Genomic DNA, 15,587 nt, shown 5'->3' with positions numbered 1-15,587 from the left:
GCTCCCTTAATAGAGCCTGTGAAAAAAACTCTGTAAATAGAGTCTTCTATGGCAATAAAAAACTATATATTTCATAATTTTGCTGGAATTGGTTGAAACCGGTTCCAGCATTTTTCTTAGCTTTAATTTTAGACAACTCAACAAACTGAGGACTGGCTCCAGGCCTCAATTTTAATAAAGCTGTAACAAGAAATAGCCTAATATTCAAGCCGATCTTCGTACATAATGCTTAATTCGCCGTATACACGGCCCCAATTACGAATCGGCATAGTCCATTTTTTAGTGGCTTCCAGAGTAGCAAGATACAGTGCCTTCATCAAGGCCTGTGAATCAGGGAAAACACTGCGCTGGCGGTTAAGGCGCCTGTAACTGGAATTGAGGCTTTCAATAGCGTTGGTAGTATAAATAACCTTCCTAACCTCCGACGAAAACTTGAAAATTGGCGTTATTACATCCCAATTTGTCTTCCAGCTCTTCATGGCGTTAGGATATTTTTCTTTCCACTTTTCGGTAACAGCATCGCGGTTTTTGCGGCCCTGTTCCTCAGTAACTGCGTGGTAAATGCTCTTTAAGTCAGTTGCAAATTCCTTGCGGTCTTTATCTGCCACATATTTTAAGGTATTGCGCACCTGATGAACAATACAGCGCTGGTATTCAGCTTTTGGGAAGGCAGCTACAACAGCTTCCTTCATGCCGGTCAGGCCATCGGCACAGATAATTAAAATATCCCTAAGACCACGGTTTTTAAGTTCATTGAACAGGTTGAGCCAATACTTGGCACTCTCATTTTCGCCAATGTAGATGCCCAATACCTCTTTTATTCCGTCTCTATTTATTCCCAGAATTACGTAAGCTGCCATTTTCCGGATGATGCCGTTATCCTTTACAGAGTAATGAATTGCATCAACAAATACCACCGGATATATGCTGGATAAGGCTCTATTTTGCCAGTCCTGTATTTCAGGCAATAATTTATCCGTAACATCAGAAATAAAGCCTTCAGAAACATCGAAGCCATAGATGTCCTCGATGGTATCCGAAATCTGTCTGGTGGTCATGCCCTTGGCATACATGGATATAATTTTCTTGTCAATATCCGAAATGTCCTTCTGACGCTTTTTAACGACTTGTGGTTCAAAGGTGGACTGTCTGTCCTGAGGTACATCAATCTGAAAACTGCCATAACTGCTGTTGACTGTTTTAGTCTTGTAGCCGTTACGACTATCCTCGTTGTCTGAACGCTCAGATTTCTGGTAGCCAAGATGGCTGTCCATTTCAGCTTCCATCATCTCTTTGATGGTTCCGCCCAGTAAATCTTTCAAAGCATTCTGAATGTCTTCCGCGGTTTCAATCTCATATTCAGACAATAGCTGCTGAATGATCTGTCGCTTACCGTCTGTCATCTGAACATGGTGAATGGGTTTCTTTGCTTTCTTTGCCATAAGAAAAGGCCTCCTATGATTTTATATTTTACCATAGAAGACCTTAACTGTTACTGTTGTTATTATTTACAGAAAAACTTTCACACTCTCATTTTTACGGAGCATATTCTTGACTATAATGGTGGTCATCTGATTTTGCCCTTCTTCAAGACCAGCCTTATGGTATAAACGTCAATCATAATTTGAGCCATTGAGGGTGCGGACATTTTCTTGGACTAAACAATTAATCCAAGGCTACGTCTATACTCCATCGGGCTCATGGCTCCGAGTGACATTTTTATTCTACTTGTTGAATACCACCTGATATAGGTATCTAATATTTCTATAAATTCATCAATAGATATATTCGTCCATAAATGATTATAAAACATTTCGTTTTTTAGTCGTCCAAAAAATGCTTCACATGCAGCATTATCAGGAGAGCATCCTTTTTTTGACATCGAACGTTTTAGGCCTGCCTTTTCCATTCGATTAACCCAGCCTGGCCATCTATAATGCGCTCCGCGATCAGAATGAATTATTGGATGAGCACCTTCTGGTAGATTTTTAATAGCAGTATCTAACATGGTATTAACTAATTCAGCATTTGGAGCTGTACCTATAGTCCAAGCTACAGGAAGCCCATCAAAGCAATCTATTATAGGAGATAGATATACTTTGCCGGATGGTATTTGGAACTCAGTTATGTCTGTAAGCCATTTTTGATTAGGGCTGACTGCTTTAAAATCACGGTTTATTAGATTAGGCACAGCATCAGATATCTCACCCATATATGAAGAATATTTACGAATTCTTACCTTCTTAATAATCAGCTTTTCTTCTTTCATGATACGCCTGATAACCTTTTCGGACAAAGTAATTGATTTACGCTTTAACATAGCGTGAATCCTTCTGTAACCGTATGTATCGCCCGATTCAGTAAAAACAGTTACGATTTCTTTTCTGAGATCTTTATATTTGTCAGGTTGATTTATTATATTGTGCTGGTAAAAATAACTGCTTTTTGATATTTCAAAAAGATTTAGTAATTCTTTTAGGCAATATTTTTCTCGCAGGGCATCAATGATTATTGCCTTTTCGTAGTTTGGTAACTTTTGTAGATTGATGCCCTTTGCTTTTTTTATTAATTCAGTAGCTTTTTCTAATGCGTCTTTTTCTAATTGAAGCCTATGAACTTGTTTTTGTAATAAAACGGTTTGTTGTTTTAAATCTGCTATTTCTGATATTAGTTTTGCTTCACTGTCATTTTCATCAATCATTTTAAAGCCCTCTCCATGTGGAATTAATTGTCTTTTCCATTTGTAAAGAGAGGTTCTGCTTATCTGTGATTCTTGTACTATTTTTTCTGCAGTTCCTTCTCTGCAAGTGAGTTCAATGGAAGCAATTACCTTATCATTATACGAATATTTTTTCAGGGTGGAACCCTTTAATTTGGATTTATTACTTCTATTAGGAAAATATTCATCAAGCCATTTTGATAGAACCGAGCGACAAGGATAACCTAACGCATCACATGTTTTGGTTATATTCATACCATTTGCTAACCAGTATTCCACAGCTTTCGTGATTTGTTCTTCTGAGTACCGTGGCTCCGGTTTTTTCCGTTTTGAGTCAATAACATAACCAAACATGTAATAGTTGTCAATCCACTGCTGCAAGGTAGCCCTAGATCCCGGATACCCAAGACACTGGATTGTCTTCCTAAGACTTCTCATTTTAATGTATGTATCAACAGCTAATTGTTTTTGCTCTAAGGTGTACATGGTGCAGATAACTCCTTTTTAAAGTCCAGGATTTTGTCCGCACCCTCAGTGGCTCACATTTAGATTAGCATTTATACTTATGGGATGGTAGTGGCAATATAATAATGTATTGCAAATGTTAAACTTCTATAATACAATTTATTCAAAGGAGGGATTCTTATGGCAAAAACCGCTAACATTAATCTGCGTATTGAGCCAGACATTAAAGCCAAGGCTGAAGCAGTTTATTCGAATTTTGGTATATCTGTTACCGATGCTATCAATGTGTTTCTCCATGCTTCCATTATGGAAGGAGGATTTCCGTTTCAGCCAAAGCAACCTAGATACAATCAAGAGACCTTAGCAGCTATTCAAGAGGCTCGTGATATTATGAGTGGTAAAACTCAAGCCAAGCGTTATTCGTCATTTGCTGAATTAATGGCTGATGTTGATTCGGAGGAAAAAGATGCTTGAGCTAGTTACCACCAATAAATTCCGCAAAGATTTAAAAAGAATGCGCAAACTGTAAAATGGCGTGTCCGCGAAGGATATGCCATTTTTTATTTTAAACTGGAAGTTTAATAGTATCCTGCACCGGATTTGTAAAATGCTAATGAAAGATGAAATTTCATTATTTATAACTATTTAAAAGGAGGATTACAGATATGGAAGAGAAAACTACATCCGAGATTTTAGAAGAACTTAATCGTTCCAGTGGGAAAAAGCATGGCGGACTCATATTGGTTGGATTGTTGGCAGTGGCAAGATATCTGACATTAAATAAGAATTTGTCCGGTTTTACTTGGGACGAGAAAACAGAGGAAAACTTGCATTTGGATTCGTTGGGCTTTGAATTAACATTATTGGGAGATATCTATAAGATATGGAATAAGCCTTATATAAGAAAAGGTGTTCCGTCCAATAAGCCTGTAAAGGTCATTCCGGGGGTTAAAGAGGTTACAAGGGATAATAACTTCTGCGATATGTCAGTGTACCCAAAAAAGTTGGTAGCATATTTCTGTAATAAATGGGGCGAGGTTACAGATAAGGAGCAAATTGCAAAAATATACAGGGATCTTATTAAACTTGAAAATAAAATATATGATAAGGAAGAAAATATCCTTTCGGAATCTGTGGAAGCCTTGGGGACAGAATTACTTAATATCTCCGATGAAGATGCTCTTTATGTGGTAGGAACAAATATCAATATGCTGAGACCTACTCCGGCCTATGTAACATGTTGTGTAAATTATAATCTGGAGTGGCAATGGATCTGGCGCACTCTTGAATATTTAAGTGGTAAAAAACCACAGATATTGTTTACAGATATATTAGGAAACATCGTAGATAATAACAATAATGGTGAGAATGTAACCTTTGATAAAGTTTTGTTACAAGTGACTCCCGAAATGACTGTTAGGACGGATGTGATACAGAGTGAAGGCATTTTATCAGCTGCCTCCAGTACAAAGTCTTCAAAGCATAATCTGGATGAAATTGCCTATGCACTGCATATGTTGGAAGATACTGGTAAAGCGGTTGTTATTTTGGATACTGATGCTTTGTATGACGGGAAAAACATCAGTGAGCAGTGTAAAGAAATGCTCTTAAAGCCAGGTTATGCTGAGGCTGTTATTTCCCTGCCTGATAATCAAAGTATATTATTGTTGAGCAAGGCGGAGGGGAATCGGATGCTTTCCATTGATGGTACCAGGTTGGTTACAGAAGAAAGTGGAGAAATGGACTTATCAATGCAGGATGTAAAACGCATAGTTGATATTGTTCGCGAAAAGAAAATTATTGCTGGAATTAGTAAGTATGAGGATTAGAAGGAGGGGGGAAACGCAAAAAAGAGAGGATAATCGGTGGATTATCCTCTCTTTTTTGATTACATTATAGCAACTTTGCATTTTTGACACTAATTGAGTGGGTAAAAAAAGAGCAACAAGATGTTAAAATTCCTCGGCCAGCTTCTGAATCTGATCTTTATTAAGGCCGGTATATTTTATGATTTCTTCAATCGGCTTTTTGTCACGGAGCATGGCAAATTCTACATCCATTATGATTCTGGGCTTGGTGTTAAGTATGGAGTACCGTACTCATATAGAATATCACTAGGAAGGTCAATGTCATCGTTCCAAAACACACAGGTACGGCTTTCATCCAACTGGACATTTTTAAAAAGTCCCTGTTCTGTCATGAGCGTATGGTATGATGGGAGGGTATTAATGTCATCCTTTACATCATAAATAACGCTTTTATCATCATCAAAGATAATATATAAGGTGAAATTTTCACGAGGCTCTATGTGTTTTATGCGAGGAATCATTGTTGGCACCTCCTATTTTAGTGGCGGTAATTTATGGATTGTTTGAGATTGCCACATAATTTGTAGTTCATCTTTGTATAGTTGAAGCCATTCCCTTACCAGTTCTTGTGCTTTGGGAGGCAGATCACCCTGAATCATATCAAAGGTGGAGATGTTAAATTCTCCCATATATTCACCATATAAAGCATGAATGTGACTAGGCTCATGTTCTTTAGGTTTGAAGAACATTTTAATAACGATACCGTAAAAACGCGTTATTTCTGGCATGAAGAAAACTCCTTTGCGTCAAATAAATTATAACATGAGATTGCAAAAGTGCATATAGAGAAGAGGTGAATGCTTATGGCTTGCACAAATGAATTTATGTATCGTTTGACTAAAAAGCAACGCCGGGAGATAGTTGATGAGATAATGAAGTTGTTTCCCAAGAATGGGAACATGAAAGAATTAAAAGCATTAATGAAAAAGTACCAAGAAAAAATGGAATTACTGAAATCTCTTGGAGCAGAAGTCAAGTATGTAGTGATTGAGAAGAACACTGACTATGGTTTTAGTACAGAGGTAGGAGTATTTAATACCAAAGAGGAAGCAGAAGCTGCAGCCGATAATTTGGCGGATTCTTATAATGGGTTTCTGATTGATAAGAAAATTGAAGTGTTAAAAGTATTCAAAAAGGATATGAAAGATAAAGATTACTTACGCCATCATTCAATCCTTGAAAAGATACTTACAATTCATGGATAAAATATTCTTTGTGCTTATAGCAAAAATTAGTCACAAGGCGTACCTGCGGGTACGCCTTGTGACTTTAATATTGACAAATACCTGTATTTTTCATAGTATAATCTTAAACTAGTAAATCGTAAGTTAGTAGATTATAAGTTACTAAAATACAGTTATACGGAGGTGTAGAATGTTTTATTGCAGAGAAAAAGAGCTGATGAAGTTAAATAATCGCTATACTAACAATGCTTTTGAGTGCATTATTATATATGGCCGCCGTAGAGTAGGTAAAACTGCGCTTATAAATGAGTTTTGCAAGGATAAACCAACTATATATTTTTCTGCCCTTAACGCACCGGCGCATAGAAATCTTCGACATCTTTCTGAGGCAATTCAACTATTTAAGGATGCGGGTTCAGCAAGTGCTCCAGAGTATAGGACATTTGAAGATGCATTATCTGAAATAACACATTTGGGGCAGCAAGAAAGACTGGTTTTTGTAATTGATGAATATCCATATCTTGCGAAATCAGACATGGCATTTTCATCTTTATTGCAGCACATTATTGATCACAAGTGGGCTGATTCAAAGATATATTTAATATTGTGTGGATCCTCAATGAGTTTTATGGAAAAGCAGGTTTTAGGCCATGAAAGCCCCCTCTATGGGCGAAGAACAGGTCAATTTAAGATAGAACCTCTTACTTATAAGGAAACTGCCCTGTTTTCACCGGAATGTTCATTCCAGGAAAATGCTCTGATTTATGGCATAACTGGTGGCGTTCCTCACTATATTAACAAGTTGAATATAGGGGATGATGTGGATGGTGCATTGCTGGATAATATGTTTGATAGATCAAGTTATCTATACGAGGAACCGGAAAATCTCCTGAAACAAGAGCTGAGGGAGCCTTCACAATACAGTGATATTTTGGCTGCCATTGCAGGCGGTGCCTCGAAAATGAACGAGATAGCCAGCCAGTGCAAAATGGATACGGGGGCTTGTTCAAAATATCTGAATTCATTGATGGAATTAGGGGTGGTCAAGCGTGAGTTTCCATTTTCTAACGCAAATTCACGGAAAACTATTTATTCCATTGATGATAGCTTTTTCCGATTTTGGTATCGCTTTGTGCCTGATAATATTGCTCTTATTCAGTCCGGTCGGATAAGCCAGCTTTATGATAAGGTCATCAAACCGTATTTGAATGATTTTATGGGACAGGTATTTGAGCGGATGTGCAAGGATTATCTGCTTTATTATGCCAATGAATTACCTTTTGAAGTTTTATCTATAGGCAGATGGTGGGGAAATGATCCCACTGAGAAAAAGGAGATTGAAATAGATATAGTTGGAGAGGTAATTGAAAAAACATCTGGTGAAAAGGCTTATCTGGCGGTATCCTGTAAATACAGAAATACAGTAATAGGGCGGGATGAACTTGAGCTGCTTAAGCATTATGCTTCAGTGTTTTCACACGGGCAAAAATGCTATTATATGATTTTTTCCAAGTGCGGTTTTACGAAGGGATTGCAAACTGCTGCCAGTAATGGGGAAGTAACCCTTGTTCAATTAAATGATATGTTTTAATTCTCTTTATCATGTTTAAACTGTAAGTTTAATAGCTTTCCTTACCAGATTTGTAAAATGCTTATGAAAGATGATATTTCAATATTCCTGAGGAGTGAGAAACTTGAATCAATCGAAAAAGTGCGAAAAAACAAATGAAATTATCAGTCAACTTTCATACAAAAGAGCGCAGGAGCTATATGGGGAGAGGCTTCCGGATATTGTCCAGACTAGACTGGATCAGGAATTGACTTCGATTACTAAAAATGATTTTTCGGATCTATATCTTTTGTCATACAATCTAGTGAAAAGGGCAAATGAGGATGGAGAACCGGTATATACCCATGGTTTGGTTGGAGCTTCCTTAGTGGCAAATATGTTAGGAATTACGGAAATAAATCCGCTTCCACCGCATTGGCGTTGCCCTAAATGCCATTACAGTAAATTTATAACAGATGGCTCCTGTGAAGTGGGTTTATATTTGCAAGATAATAATTGTCCAAAATGTGGGGAGCCACTGATAAAGGATGGTCATAATATTCCATCTGTGGTATTACTTGGTCGAGATGGAAACAAGTTTCCGGATATAAAAATCGAGGTTTCAGAAAGGTATCATCCAGTAATCTTGAACAACTATGGAATGACATTGCTTAAGAAATTGGAAGAACTGACAAATGTTAGTTACAGGCAGATTCCGTTGGATGATTCGAAGACCTTGTCCGGGTTCCAGTATGGGGGAGAATTTGATGATTCAGATGTTTCAAAAGATGTTTTTAAGCTGTTTAAGCCTAAAAAGTTTGCCGATATTGTGAAGCTGTTCGGTTTCTGCCATGGAGCGGGTGTATGGAAAGACAACATGGAGCTTTTGATACGTGATGGTAAATGTGGCTTGGATGATGCTATATCTGTCCGTGAAGACATCCTGGCATATCTGGAGCAAAAGGGTGTTGATCTGGAGCTTTCTGTTAAGGTAATGGAATATGTGCGCAAAGGAAAGGGCATTAAAAAGGAAGTGGCAGAGCTGCTCAAATCAAAGGGCGTACCGGAATGGTTTATTGAATCCTGCAATAAAATCAGGTATCTCTGTTCCAGGGCTCATGCATTATCCAGTGCGATGATGGCTTATCGCCTTGCTTACTACAAAGTACATTATCCGGAGGTGTATAGATTAGGATATTAGTATATAAATAATATGATTATGGTTAAAAGGCATATATAATCTTAGTTCAAAGGTGTATATAAACTTAAGGCTTCGGCAGGATAATAACCGCCGGAGCCTTTTGAGATGCAGAATAAGCGCAAAAAAAGAGGATAATCGATGGATTATCCTCCTGGCACAAGCCTCAAATAGTAGAGTTAAATAAAGAGGTAACAATAAAGGGGACTTCAACCATGGAAACATGAATAACACGATCATGCCAACAAACAATGAAGTTGAAAATTTGAGGTCTGCCAAATTATTTATTGATTAAATTATAGCAATTTTGCTATTTTTGACAATGATTTACTGGGCAAAAAAAAGACCAGTTTGAAATGATGCTTTTATGTCATTTTTTAACTGGCAGTTTAATGGGATTCTACATTATGTTTGTAAAATACTGATGAAAGATGAAAGTTTTTTTATATACAAATGATAAAGGACTGGTGAAGAATGGAAAAAAAGGACAAGGCATTGGATGTGTTTGCAAGTGTGGAAGATGTACATGTTGCAAGGGGGATAAAGCCTATTCTGGGAAGTGATTATTTCAAAGGAATTGCGGAAAAGAGGAAGAAGAACGATACCCAATTTGTGAGCATCAAATCCATATTTGATGACGCTGATAAAGAGGACGCAAATTCTTCCCGGTGATGCATTGGTGATTAAACAGGGCGAAAAGGGGTAATTGTTATGTTGGGCACAGTATTAATGTTTATCGGCATAATACTTGTATTAACAGCAGTATTTGGATTCTTTGCAGAGGCATTTTGTGTAGTTGGCGCTGCAATTATCCTGGGTATCCGGAATTTTATAAATATGCTTTTCCATGCATTTACCCAAAGCCAAATTTCTGGCGAATATGCCCAGTATATGGAGGATAAAAAAGCCGCTGAACAGCTTGCGGAGGAAACCCGTGAATTGGATAAGCAAAGGGAGAAGGAAGAAAAGCATAATAAAATGATCAGGGACGCAGTTGCTGAGAAAATTGCTGAATTTGAAGCGGTATATCCCAATGCGGATAAGTCTTTGCTGGATGAATATGTTCAGGAGTTTACCTGCGGAACCATAGCAAGAGCAAAGGAAGTCGAGAAGAAAATCAGCAGGAGTCACTTAAAAAACACCTGCGAAAATGCAGGCAGCAATTTTACGGCAGCTGATCTGGCAGGGCTCAAAATGGTCAGCAAGGCTGCGAATATGGATATGACAATGAATATATACAAAAACAATATGGATTATATCCTGCATGTGAAATCCAACGTCGAAGATATAATTTTTACATCCAGGAATTTAAAGCTGTTGGAATATGCGATACTTTCCATTGATACGGCTATGGACAACGCACATTCAAAGAACCATGATGTGAGGAGTTTAACCCGTGAGCAGGTGGAGCAAGCTTTTGCGGAGATTGTAAACTCAAAAAATATTTAAGGGGGTGCCAAGTATGTTCAGAAATCCTAATTATGAGTGGATGGAAGATTATGACCAGTATCAGGAGCCGTTTTTCGGTTATTTGTATTGGATATATATGTACCACAAGATTTTCCTCCAGGGCACTGATGAAGACCGTTATAAGATGGAGGAGCTGTACGACAAGTATCAGAGCCATGCCCCGTTTCCGTTCAATATTATTACCGGCATTTTTGAGTTCGGTGAGGTATATCAGAAGGTTGTACGGACTATGGTATACGACACCGTTATGGAACACTACAAGGACGAGAGTGCCCGCAGGGATGAGGCAGAAGCAATAATCCAGAAGAAAAAGTTTGACGAATCCACACGTCGTTTGGAAATTGTCACCTATGGTTATAGTCATATAGAAGCTGACGAACAGGCTAAAATGGACGCTAACCGGCTTCGGGCAGAACGTACAGAGGAACAGACCAAATACGACCGTGACCCGGCAACAGGGGAGGCCATTCACTATGGTTGCGGAACTTATTTAAAGAATAATGTCCGTATTTTAAAAAGGGACGATCTTGAACTTGTTGACCCAAACGGTAGGGATGTAGGTATTCACGGTATTTTGTTTGATATGTATAAGGGGTCTTTTCTGGCTGCGGTCTATGTTGACGGTGAATATGACAGAAATGGAAAACAGATTGTCCACCAGGCATGGAGCAATGTATATGCGAATACAGGTACCATTGGAATGATGATAGATGGTATTGAATCACGTTATCGTCTCTTTATTGATGAAATGAAACAGAATGTCTGCACTTGGTGTGACTACAAGTTATATAGCAATCGTTATAATTTTACCAATGTCCAGCTCAAATAATGAAATAATGATAATGATTGCAGTGAAATGGCGTATCCGCGAAGGGTACGCCATTTTTTATAGATAAATGTCATATTATCTGCTTTTTCAACTGGCGGTTTAATGAGATTCTGCACATTGGTTGTAAAATAATGATGAAAGATAAAATAAAAACTTATTTGAGAGGAGAATTTATATGGCTACAATTGGCAAAGAAACAGCGGTTTGTGCAAGCTGCAGGTACTGGGGCGGGGATCATCAATATATTGATTCCTATGAGACTATGATTGAGTATGAGCAGGAAAACGGCAAGTGCCGGTGTCCACAGGCAGCACAGATTGAAAGGGCTCCCTTTGATGGTTGTGGTTTTCACAAGGTGATGTGATAGCAGGAGTGTTAAATGTTGCAAAAATAGCATGTATTGACGAGGTGAAGGTTTATGGCTTGCACGTATGATTTTTTGTATCGTTTGACTGTAAAACAACGCCGGGAGATAGTTGATGAGCTGATGAAAGAGGGGATTAAGAACGGGGACCTGAAAAAACTGCAGGCCTTACTGAAAAAGTACAAAGAGAAAATGGATTTGCTGAAATCTATTGGAGCAGAAATTAAGTATGTGGTGGATGAGAAGGACAATTATTACAATCATACCAAGACTGAGGTTGGAGTATTTGATACCAAAGAGGAAGCAGAAGCTGCAGTTTATAAATTGGCAGATTCTTATAAAGGGTATATTGTTGACAAAGAAATTGCTGTGCTCCAAGTATTCAAAAGGAATATGCAGGATAAAGATGATTTACGCCCTTATTCAATCCTTGGTAAAGAACTGACAATTTTTGTGCAGTAAGATTTTTAGAAGGGTGGAATTTCAACTGATTAAAATAAAAGAATAAGCTTAACGGGCCTTTGGTAGCTGTATTCTAATTGATATTGGAATGCGTGAACCTAAGGCCTTTTTGGTTGGTAAATTATCAGTTATAACTGATAAAAATGCCAAAAATGTTGATTTTGACGGTTATAACTGATAAAAAAGGTAAAAAACTATTTTTAACGGTTATAACTGATGAAATTTCAGAAATTCTAATTTTAACGGTTATAACTTATAAAAATGCCAAAATTGTTGATTTTGACGGTTATAACTGATAAAATCGTCTATAGAATGCATTTATCAGTTATGATTGGGGTGATAAACATGATTAAGCGTGATTTATATATGAATCGGATACGGCCTTTTATTAATAAGGAACTGATTAAGGTAATTACTGGTATTCGCCGCTCCGGAAAATCTATTATGCTGGAATTGATAAAAGGTGAATTGCTGGAGCAGGGCGTATCAGCCAACAATATTTTCTCCTATAATTTTGAATCAATGGCCAATGCCCATCTATGTACCCCGCAGGCGTTATATTCAGAATTGAATGATAGGATAAAAAATATAGATAGCAAAGTGTATCTTTTTTTTGATGAAATACAGGAAGTTACGGATTGGGAGAAGGTAATAAATTCTTGTAGGGTGGATTTTGACTGTGATATTTATATTACCGGTTCCAATGCCAAACTTTTATCTGGTGAACTGGCTACTTATTTGGCTGGCCGCTACGTGGAGTTTGCCATATATCCATTTTCCTTTAAAGAATTTATGCAGATGTACCGACCAAAGTATCCACAAATTACAGAGGGAAATGCTTTTAAAAAATATATTCAATATGGTGGTATGCCATATTTGGGAGAATTGGATTATCAGGATACTCCTTCAATTCAATATTTGCAGGATTTGTATAATTCCGTGGAATTAAAGGACATCGTGAAGCGAAATAAAATCCGTGATATAGACTTGTTGGAGCGAATAATGGTTTATGTTATGGCCAATATAGGCAACACATTTTCAGCTTCTTCTATTTCAAAGTATTTCAAAAGCGAAGGACGAAATGTTTCAGCTGAAACCATTTTAAATTATATTCATGCCTGCATGGATGCGTTTTTGTTTTATTCGGTAAAACGTCAGGACTTGGCAGGCAAAAAGCTGCTTAGCGTTCAGGAAAAATACTATTTGGCTGATCATGGTATAAGGCAGGCAGTCTTAGGCTCCAATACTCAAGATATAGCTCTGGTACTGGAAAATATAGTATTTTTGGAATTGATTCGGCGAGGCTACGAGGTTACTGTGGGAAAGATTAATAACAAGGAAGTCGACTTTATTGCCAAAACACCACAAGGCTTGATTTATGTACAGGTATGTTACTTATTGGCTTCGCCGGAAACAATAGAGCGTGAATTTGGTGTATATGAGAATATTAAGGACAATTATCCAAAATATGTACTGTCCATGGATGAATTTGATATGAGCCGGGATGGGATAAAACACCAAAATATTCGGGATTTTTTACTAGGAAATTTTAGTGAATCAAATCTGAAAGATGAAAATGAACTTTAGACTTTGAGTAAGGGCTGATGAAACCCCGTATGATTTCATCTTGCTTGCTGGGGAAATATAGTATCGGTGTGTATAAAGAGGGGGATTTGAATGCAGTCAGAAAAAGAGAAAATGCTTAATGGGGAATGGTTTCAGGACAATGAGCCCTGGATGGTGAAGCAACGGGCGTTGGCCGGGAATACTTCTACCATATATAATCAGACCATGGTGGAAGAGAAGGAGAAAAGACAGAAGCTGCTGAAAGACCTTCTGGGGCATATTGGGGAAAATTCCTTTATCGCCAATGGGGTGCAGTTTGATTATGGCTGCAATATCTATATCGGGGATGATGTATATATTAACTTTAATGTCGTATTTCTTGATGGCAATGAAATACATATTGGCGACAGATGCCTGATTGGTCCCGGGGTGCTCTTTGCCACGCCTTCCCATCCAATGGTTGCGGATGAGCGTAGCAAGCATTTTAACCAATACGGGGCTTATTTTCCGGAAAAGGTTGAGAAAATCATTTTGGAGGAAGATGTCTGGGTGGGCGGCAATGTTACCATTATGCCGGGGGTAAAAATCGGCAAGGGGTCAATTATCGGTGGCGGCAGCGTAGTTACCAGGGACATTCCGGCCAATTCTTTGGCTGTTGGGAACCCATGCAGGGTATTACGCCAGATTACAGATGATGATCGAATTGGGAATATTTGAGTCACTCAAATCGAATTAACTTAAATTGGTTTAAGTAAAATTTTGACAGGAGCTGAACTGTTATGCCGTTGGAAAATGCCGGAAGCGATATTTCGAAAACGTCATTAGATAGGGAGTCTATCAAAATATCCCGCAGCTTGCTGGATGATGTGCAAAAATATATTGATGAAGTATATGTGGAAAGTATATCTGAGGAAAGTGACGATGGTGATTATTTCCCATGCGAGGATGCAGCTGCGGAGGCGTTGACTGGGGAAGATGTACTTGCGGAGGATTTCTTTGACGAGGAACAAAGCATTGAACTTCCCTTAGGTATGAAAACTACGATGGAAGATGCATGCGTAGGGGAGGCGGCATTTTCATCACGTAAATATAAAAGAATGGCATTTGCCGGGCAACAACTTGCAGCAAAGGGTGTCCCATAGAGTGTAGTTCGCGCCAAAATGAAAAATGCCAAGTGGAACTTATATGCTCCACTTGGTATTTTTTTACTCATTTAATTTCCTTGGCCAGCTCCTGTATACGTTCTAATGGAAGTCTGGAATATTTGATAATTTTCTCAATGGGTTCATTGTCTCGAAGCATATCAAGGGCAGTTTGGGTACTGCTTTCAATAAGACCCTCTTCTTTTCCGTCATTACGGGCTTCCTGCATTTTCATCTCATAGGTCATATAGCTCACCCTTTCCTTTTCTTGGTGTTTTATATCAGTAATAAGGTTTCTGATTTCGTCTACAAAGTTGTCATTAACTGGAAGTCCCTTCATAAAATCAAGGACTACGTTAAATCCTCCCACATTTCATCGACAGTGGAGAATTTACGGCTGAGATTTCTGCCCTCAAGAGTATCATCCATGGAGCGGAGAGTTTCTTCGTTATATTTTGGTGGTGCGACGATTTCAAAGGGGATGCGTCTTTGATTGACAACCTGACGGCAAAATAGATGAATTGCAGTGGACATGGAGAGTCCCATACTTTTAAGAGTTTTTTCTGTTTCGTTTTTTAAATCGGCATCAATTCGAACTTGTAAATTTGATGTTGCCATATCAATCACCTCTTAATGTAATTGTAATGAGTTTGCATTGAGTAGTCAATAAAATATCTTATGAAGCCGGGAGGGGATCCCGGCTTTTTAATTGATTTCATTTTGTCCAAAAATCACCACTTATGGTATAATGTTCTGTACGATTGTTTGTTT

General features: G+C 38.1%; 19 protein-coding genes. 13 read left to right on the top strand and 6 right to left on the bottom strand.

Going from position 1 to position 15,587, the window contains the following annotated elements:
* Window positions 1–197 precede the first annotated feature (197 nt).
* Both T525_RS0105240 and T525_RS0105235 read right to left on the bottom strand, forming a co-directional pair.
* Complete coding sequence (locus tag T525_RS0105240) at window positions 198–1,403, bottom strand: IS256 family transposase (protein ID WP_198022629.1); 1,206 nt, start codon at window positions 1,401–1,403, stop codon at window positions 198–200.
* 254 nt (window positions 1,404–1,657) lie between these two features.
* Window positions 1,658–3,205: an IS3 family transposase gene (locus tag T525_RS0105235; protein WP_027406346.1), complete on the bottom strand. Its 1,548-nt coding sequence runs from the start codon at window positions 3,203–3,205 to the stop codon at window positions 1,658–1,660.
* 159 nt (window positions 3,206–3,364) lie between these two features.
* On the opposite strand from T525_RS0105235, the gene T525_RS0105230 reads away from it, so the two are divergent.
* Window positions 3,365–3,658 (top strand): type II toxin-antitoxin system RelB/DinJ family antitoxin, encoded by a 294-nt coding sequence (locus T525_RS0105230; protein ID WP_027406345.1) that lies wholly within the window; start codon window positions 3,365–3,367, stop codon window positions 3,656–3,658.
* Window positions 3,659–3,849: 191 nt separating this feature from the next.
* Window positions 3,850–5,013, top strand: coding sequence for an N-6 DNA methylase (locus tag T525_RS0105225; RefSeq protein WP_027406344.1), 1,164 nt, complete (start codon window positions 3,850–3,852; stop codon window positions 5,011–5,013).
* A 230-nt stretch (window positions 5,014–5,243) separates the two neighbouring features.
* On the opposite strand, the gene T525_RS0105215 is transcribed toward T525_RS0105225, so the two are convergent.
* Together T525_RS0105215 and T525_RS0105210 are read right to left on the bottom strand one after the other, a co-directional pair.
* Window positions 5,244–5,513 carry a DUF2442 domain-containing protein gene (locus T525_RS0105215; protein WP_027406343.1) on the bottom strand — a complete coding sequence of 90 codons (270 nt, stop codon included), beginning with the start codon at window positions 5,511–5,513 and terminating at the stop codon, window positions 5,244–5,246.
* A 12-nt stretch (window positions 5,514–5,525) separates the two neighbouring features.
* Window positions 5,526–5,780, bottom strand: a complete 255-nt coding sequence (locus T525_RS0105210) for a DUF4160 domain-containing protein (protein WP_027406342.1) — start codon at window positions 5,778–5,780, stop codon at window positions 5,526–5,528.
* A 75-nt stretch (window positions 5,781–5,855) separates the two neighbouring features.
* Between T525_RS0105210 and T525_RS0105205 the strand changes: the two genes are divergently transcribed.
* The 11 genes from T525_RS0105205 (at window position 5,856) to T525_RS0105155 (ending at window position 14,816) form a co-directional block, all read left to right on the top strand.
* Window positions 5,856–6,257, top strand: a complete 402-nt coding sequence (locus T525_RS0105205; RefSeq protein ID WP_027406341.1) for a hypothetical protein — start codon at window positions 5,856–5,858, stop codon at window positions 6,255–6,257.
* Between the two features lie 169 nt (window positions 6,258–6,426).
* On the top strand, window positions 6,427–7,827 hold the full coding sequence (locus T525_RS0105200; protein WP_027406340.1) for an ATP-binding protein: 1,401 nt from the start codon (window positions 6,427–6,429) through the stop codon (window positions 7,825–7,827).
* A 94-nt stretch (window positions 7,828–7,921) separates the two neighbouring features.
* Window positions 7,922–8,986: a hypothetical protein gene (locus T525_RS0105195; RefSeq protein WP_084276901.1), complete on the top strand. Its 1,065-nt coding sequence runs from the start codon at window positions 7,922–7,924 to the stop codon at window positions 8,984–8,986.
* Window positions 8,987–9,457: 471 nt separating this feature from the next.
* Complete coding sequence (locus T525_RS0105190) at window positions 9,458–9,655, top strand: hypothetical protein (RefSeq protein WP_027406338.1); 198 nt, start codon at window positions 9,458–9,460, stop codon at window positions 9,653–9,655.
* A 39-nt stretch (window positions 9,656–9,694) separates the two neighbouring features.
* On the top strand, window positions 9,695–10,432 hold the full coding sequence (locus T525_RS0105185; RefSeq protein WP_027406337.1) for a hypothetical protein: 738 nt from the start codon (window positions 9,695–9,697) through the stop codon (window positions 10,430–10,432).
* 13 nt (window positions 10,433–10,445) lie between these two features.
* Window positions 10,446–11,282 carry a hypothetical protein gene (locus tag T525_RS0105180; protein WP_027406336.1) on the top strand — a complete coding sequence of 279 codons (837 nt, stop codon included), beginning with the start codon at window positions 10,446–10,448 and terminating at the stop codon, window positions 11,280–11,282.
* A gap of 175 nt (window positions 11,283–11,457) precedes the next feature.
* On the top strand, window positions 11,458–11,646 hold the full coding sequence (locus tag T525_RS0105175) for a hypothetical protein (RefSeq protein ID WP_027406335.1): 189 nt from the start codon (window positions 11,458–11,460) through the stop codon (window positions 11,644–11,646).
* A 54-nt stretch (window positions 11,647–11,700) separates the two neighbouring features.
* Window positions 11,701–12,108, top strand: a complete 408-nt coding sequence (locus tag T525_RS0105170) for a hypothetical protein (RefSeq protein ID WP_027406334.1) — start codon at window positions 11,701–11,703, stop codon at window positions 12,106–12,108.
* Window positions 12,109–12,453: 345 nt separating this feature from the next.
* Window positions 12,454–13,695, top strand: coding sequence for an ATP-binding protein (locus T525_RS0105165; protein ID WP_027406333.1), 1,242 nt, complete (start codon window positions 12,454–12,456; stop codon window positions 13,693–13,695).
* A gap of 90 nt (window positions 13,696–13,785) precedes the next feature.
* Window positions 13,786–14,391 (top strand): sugar O-acetyltransferase, encoded by a 606-nt coding sequence (locus T525_RS0105160; RefSeq protein WP_027406332.1) that lies wholly within the window; start codon window positions 13,786–13,788, stop codon window positions 14,389–14,391.
* A gap of 62 nt (window positions 14,392–14,453) precedes the next feature.
* Window positions 14,454–14,816: a hypothetical protein gene (locus T525_RS0105155; protein WP_027406331.1), complete on the top strand. Its 363-nt coding sequence runs from the start codon at window positions 14,454–14,456 to the stop codon at window positions 14,814–14,816.
* 67 nt (window positions 14,817–14,883) lie between these two features.
* On the opposite strand, the gene T525_RS0105150 is transcribed toward T525_RS0105155, so the two are convergent.
* Together T525_RS0105150 and T525_RS0105145 are read right to left on the bottom strand one after the other, a co-directional pair.
* Entirely contained in the window at window positions 14,884–15,186 is a 303-nt protein-coding gene (locus T525_RS0105150; protein ID WP_198022625.1) for a hypothetical protein, read from the bottom strand.
* Window positions 15,168–15,434 (bottom strand): type II toxin-antitoxin system RelB/DinJ family antitoxin, encoded by a 267-nt coding sequence (locus T525_RS0105145; protein WP_027406329.1) that lies wholly within the window; start codon window positions 15,432–15,434, stop codon window positions 15,168–15,170. The genes T525_RS0105150 and T525_RS0105145 overlap by 19 nt, the downstream gene beginning before the upstream one ends.
* Window positions 15,435–15,587 lie beyond the last annotated feature (153 nt).

It is taken from the genome of Anaerovibrio sp. RM50 (assembly GCF_000622005.1).
GTDB lineage: Bacteria > Bacillota > Negativicutes > Selenomonadales > Selenomonadaceae > Anaerovibrio.
Note: the sequence above shows the minus strand (reverse complement) of the source record. Positions and strands in the feature narration are given on the sequence as shown.

Excerpts from the sequence above, each read along its gene's own strand:
- T525_RS0105240 (WP_198022629.1), bottom strand. The coding sequence starts at position 1,403 with ATGACAGACGGTAAGCGACAGATCATTCAGCAGCTATTGTCTGAATAT.
- T525_RS0105180 (WP_027406336.1), top strand. The coding sequence starts at position 10,446 with ATGTTCAGAAATCCTAATTATGAGTGGATGGAAGATTATGACCAGTAT.
- T525_RS0105230 (WP_027406345.1), top strand. The coding sequence starts at position 3,365 with ATGGCAAAAACCGCTAACATTAATCTGCGTATTGAGCCAGACATTAAA.
- T525_RS0105175 (WP_027406335.1), top strand. The coding sequence starts at position 11,458 with ATGGCTACAATTGGCAAAGAAACAGCGGTTTGTGCAAGCTGCAGGTAC.
- T525_RS0105165 (WP_027406333.1), top strand. The coding sequence starts at position 12,454 with ATGATTAAGCGTGATTTATATATGAATCGGATACGGCCTTTTATTAAT.
- T525_RS0105160 (WP_027406332.1), top strand. The coding sequence starts at position 13,786 with ATGCAGTCAGAAAAAGAGAAAATGCTTAATGGGGAATGGTTTCAGGAC.
- T525_RS0105215 (WP_027406343.1), bottom strand. The coding sequence starts at position 5,513 with ATGATTCCTCGCATAAAACACATAGAGCCTCGTGAAAATTTCACCTTA.
- T525_RS0105190 (WP_027406338.1), top strand. The coding sequence starts at position 9,458 with ATGGAAAAAAAGGACAAGGCATTGGATGTGTTTGCAAGTGTGGAAGAT.
- T525_RS0105235 (WP_027406346.1), bottom strand. The coding sequence starts at position 3,205 with ATGTACACCTTAGAGCAAAAACAATTAGCTGTTGATACATACATTAAA.
- T525_RS0105170 (WP_027406334.1), top strand. The coding sequence starts at position 11,701 with ATGGCTTGCACGTATGATTTTTTGTATCGTTTGACTGTAAAACAACGC.
- T525_RS0105200 (WP_027406340.1), top strand. The coding sequence starts at position 6,427 with ATGTTTTATTGCAGAGAAAAAGAGCTGATGAAGTTAAATAATCGCTAT.
- T525_RS0105205 (WP_027406341.1), top strand. The coding sequence starts at position 5,856 with ATGGCTTGCACAAATGAATTTATGTATCGTTTGACTAAAAAGCAACGC.
- T525_RS0105185 (WP_027406337.1), top strand. The coding sequence starts at position 9,695 with ATGTTGGGCACAGTATTAATGTTTATCGGCATAATACTTGTATTAACA.
- T525_RS0105210 (WP_027406342.1), bottom strand. The coding sequence starts at position 5,780 with ATGCCAGAAATAACGCGTTTTTACGGTATCGTTATTAAAATGTTCTTC.
- T525_RS0105145 (WP_027406329.1), bottom strand. The coding sequence starts at position 15,434 with ATGGCAACATCAAATTTACAAGTTCGAATTGATGCCGATTTAAAAAAC.
- T525_RS0105155 (WP_027406331.1), top strand. The coding sequence starts at position 14,454 with ATGCCGTTGGAAAATGCCGGAAGCGATATTTCGAAAACGTCATTAGAT.
- T525_RS0105225 (WP_027406344.1), top strand. The coding sequence starts at position 3,850 with ATGGAAGAGAAAACTACATCCGAGATTTTAGAAGAACTTAATCGTTCC.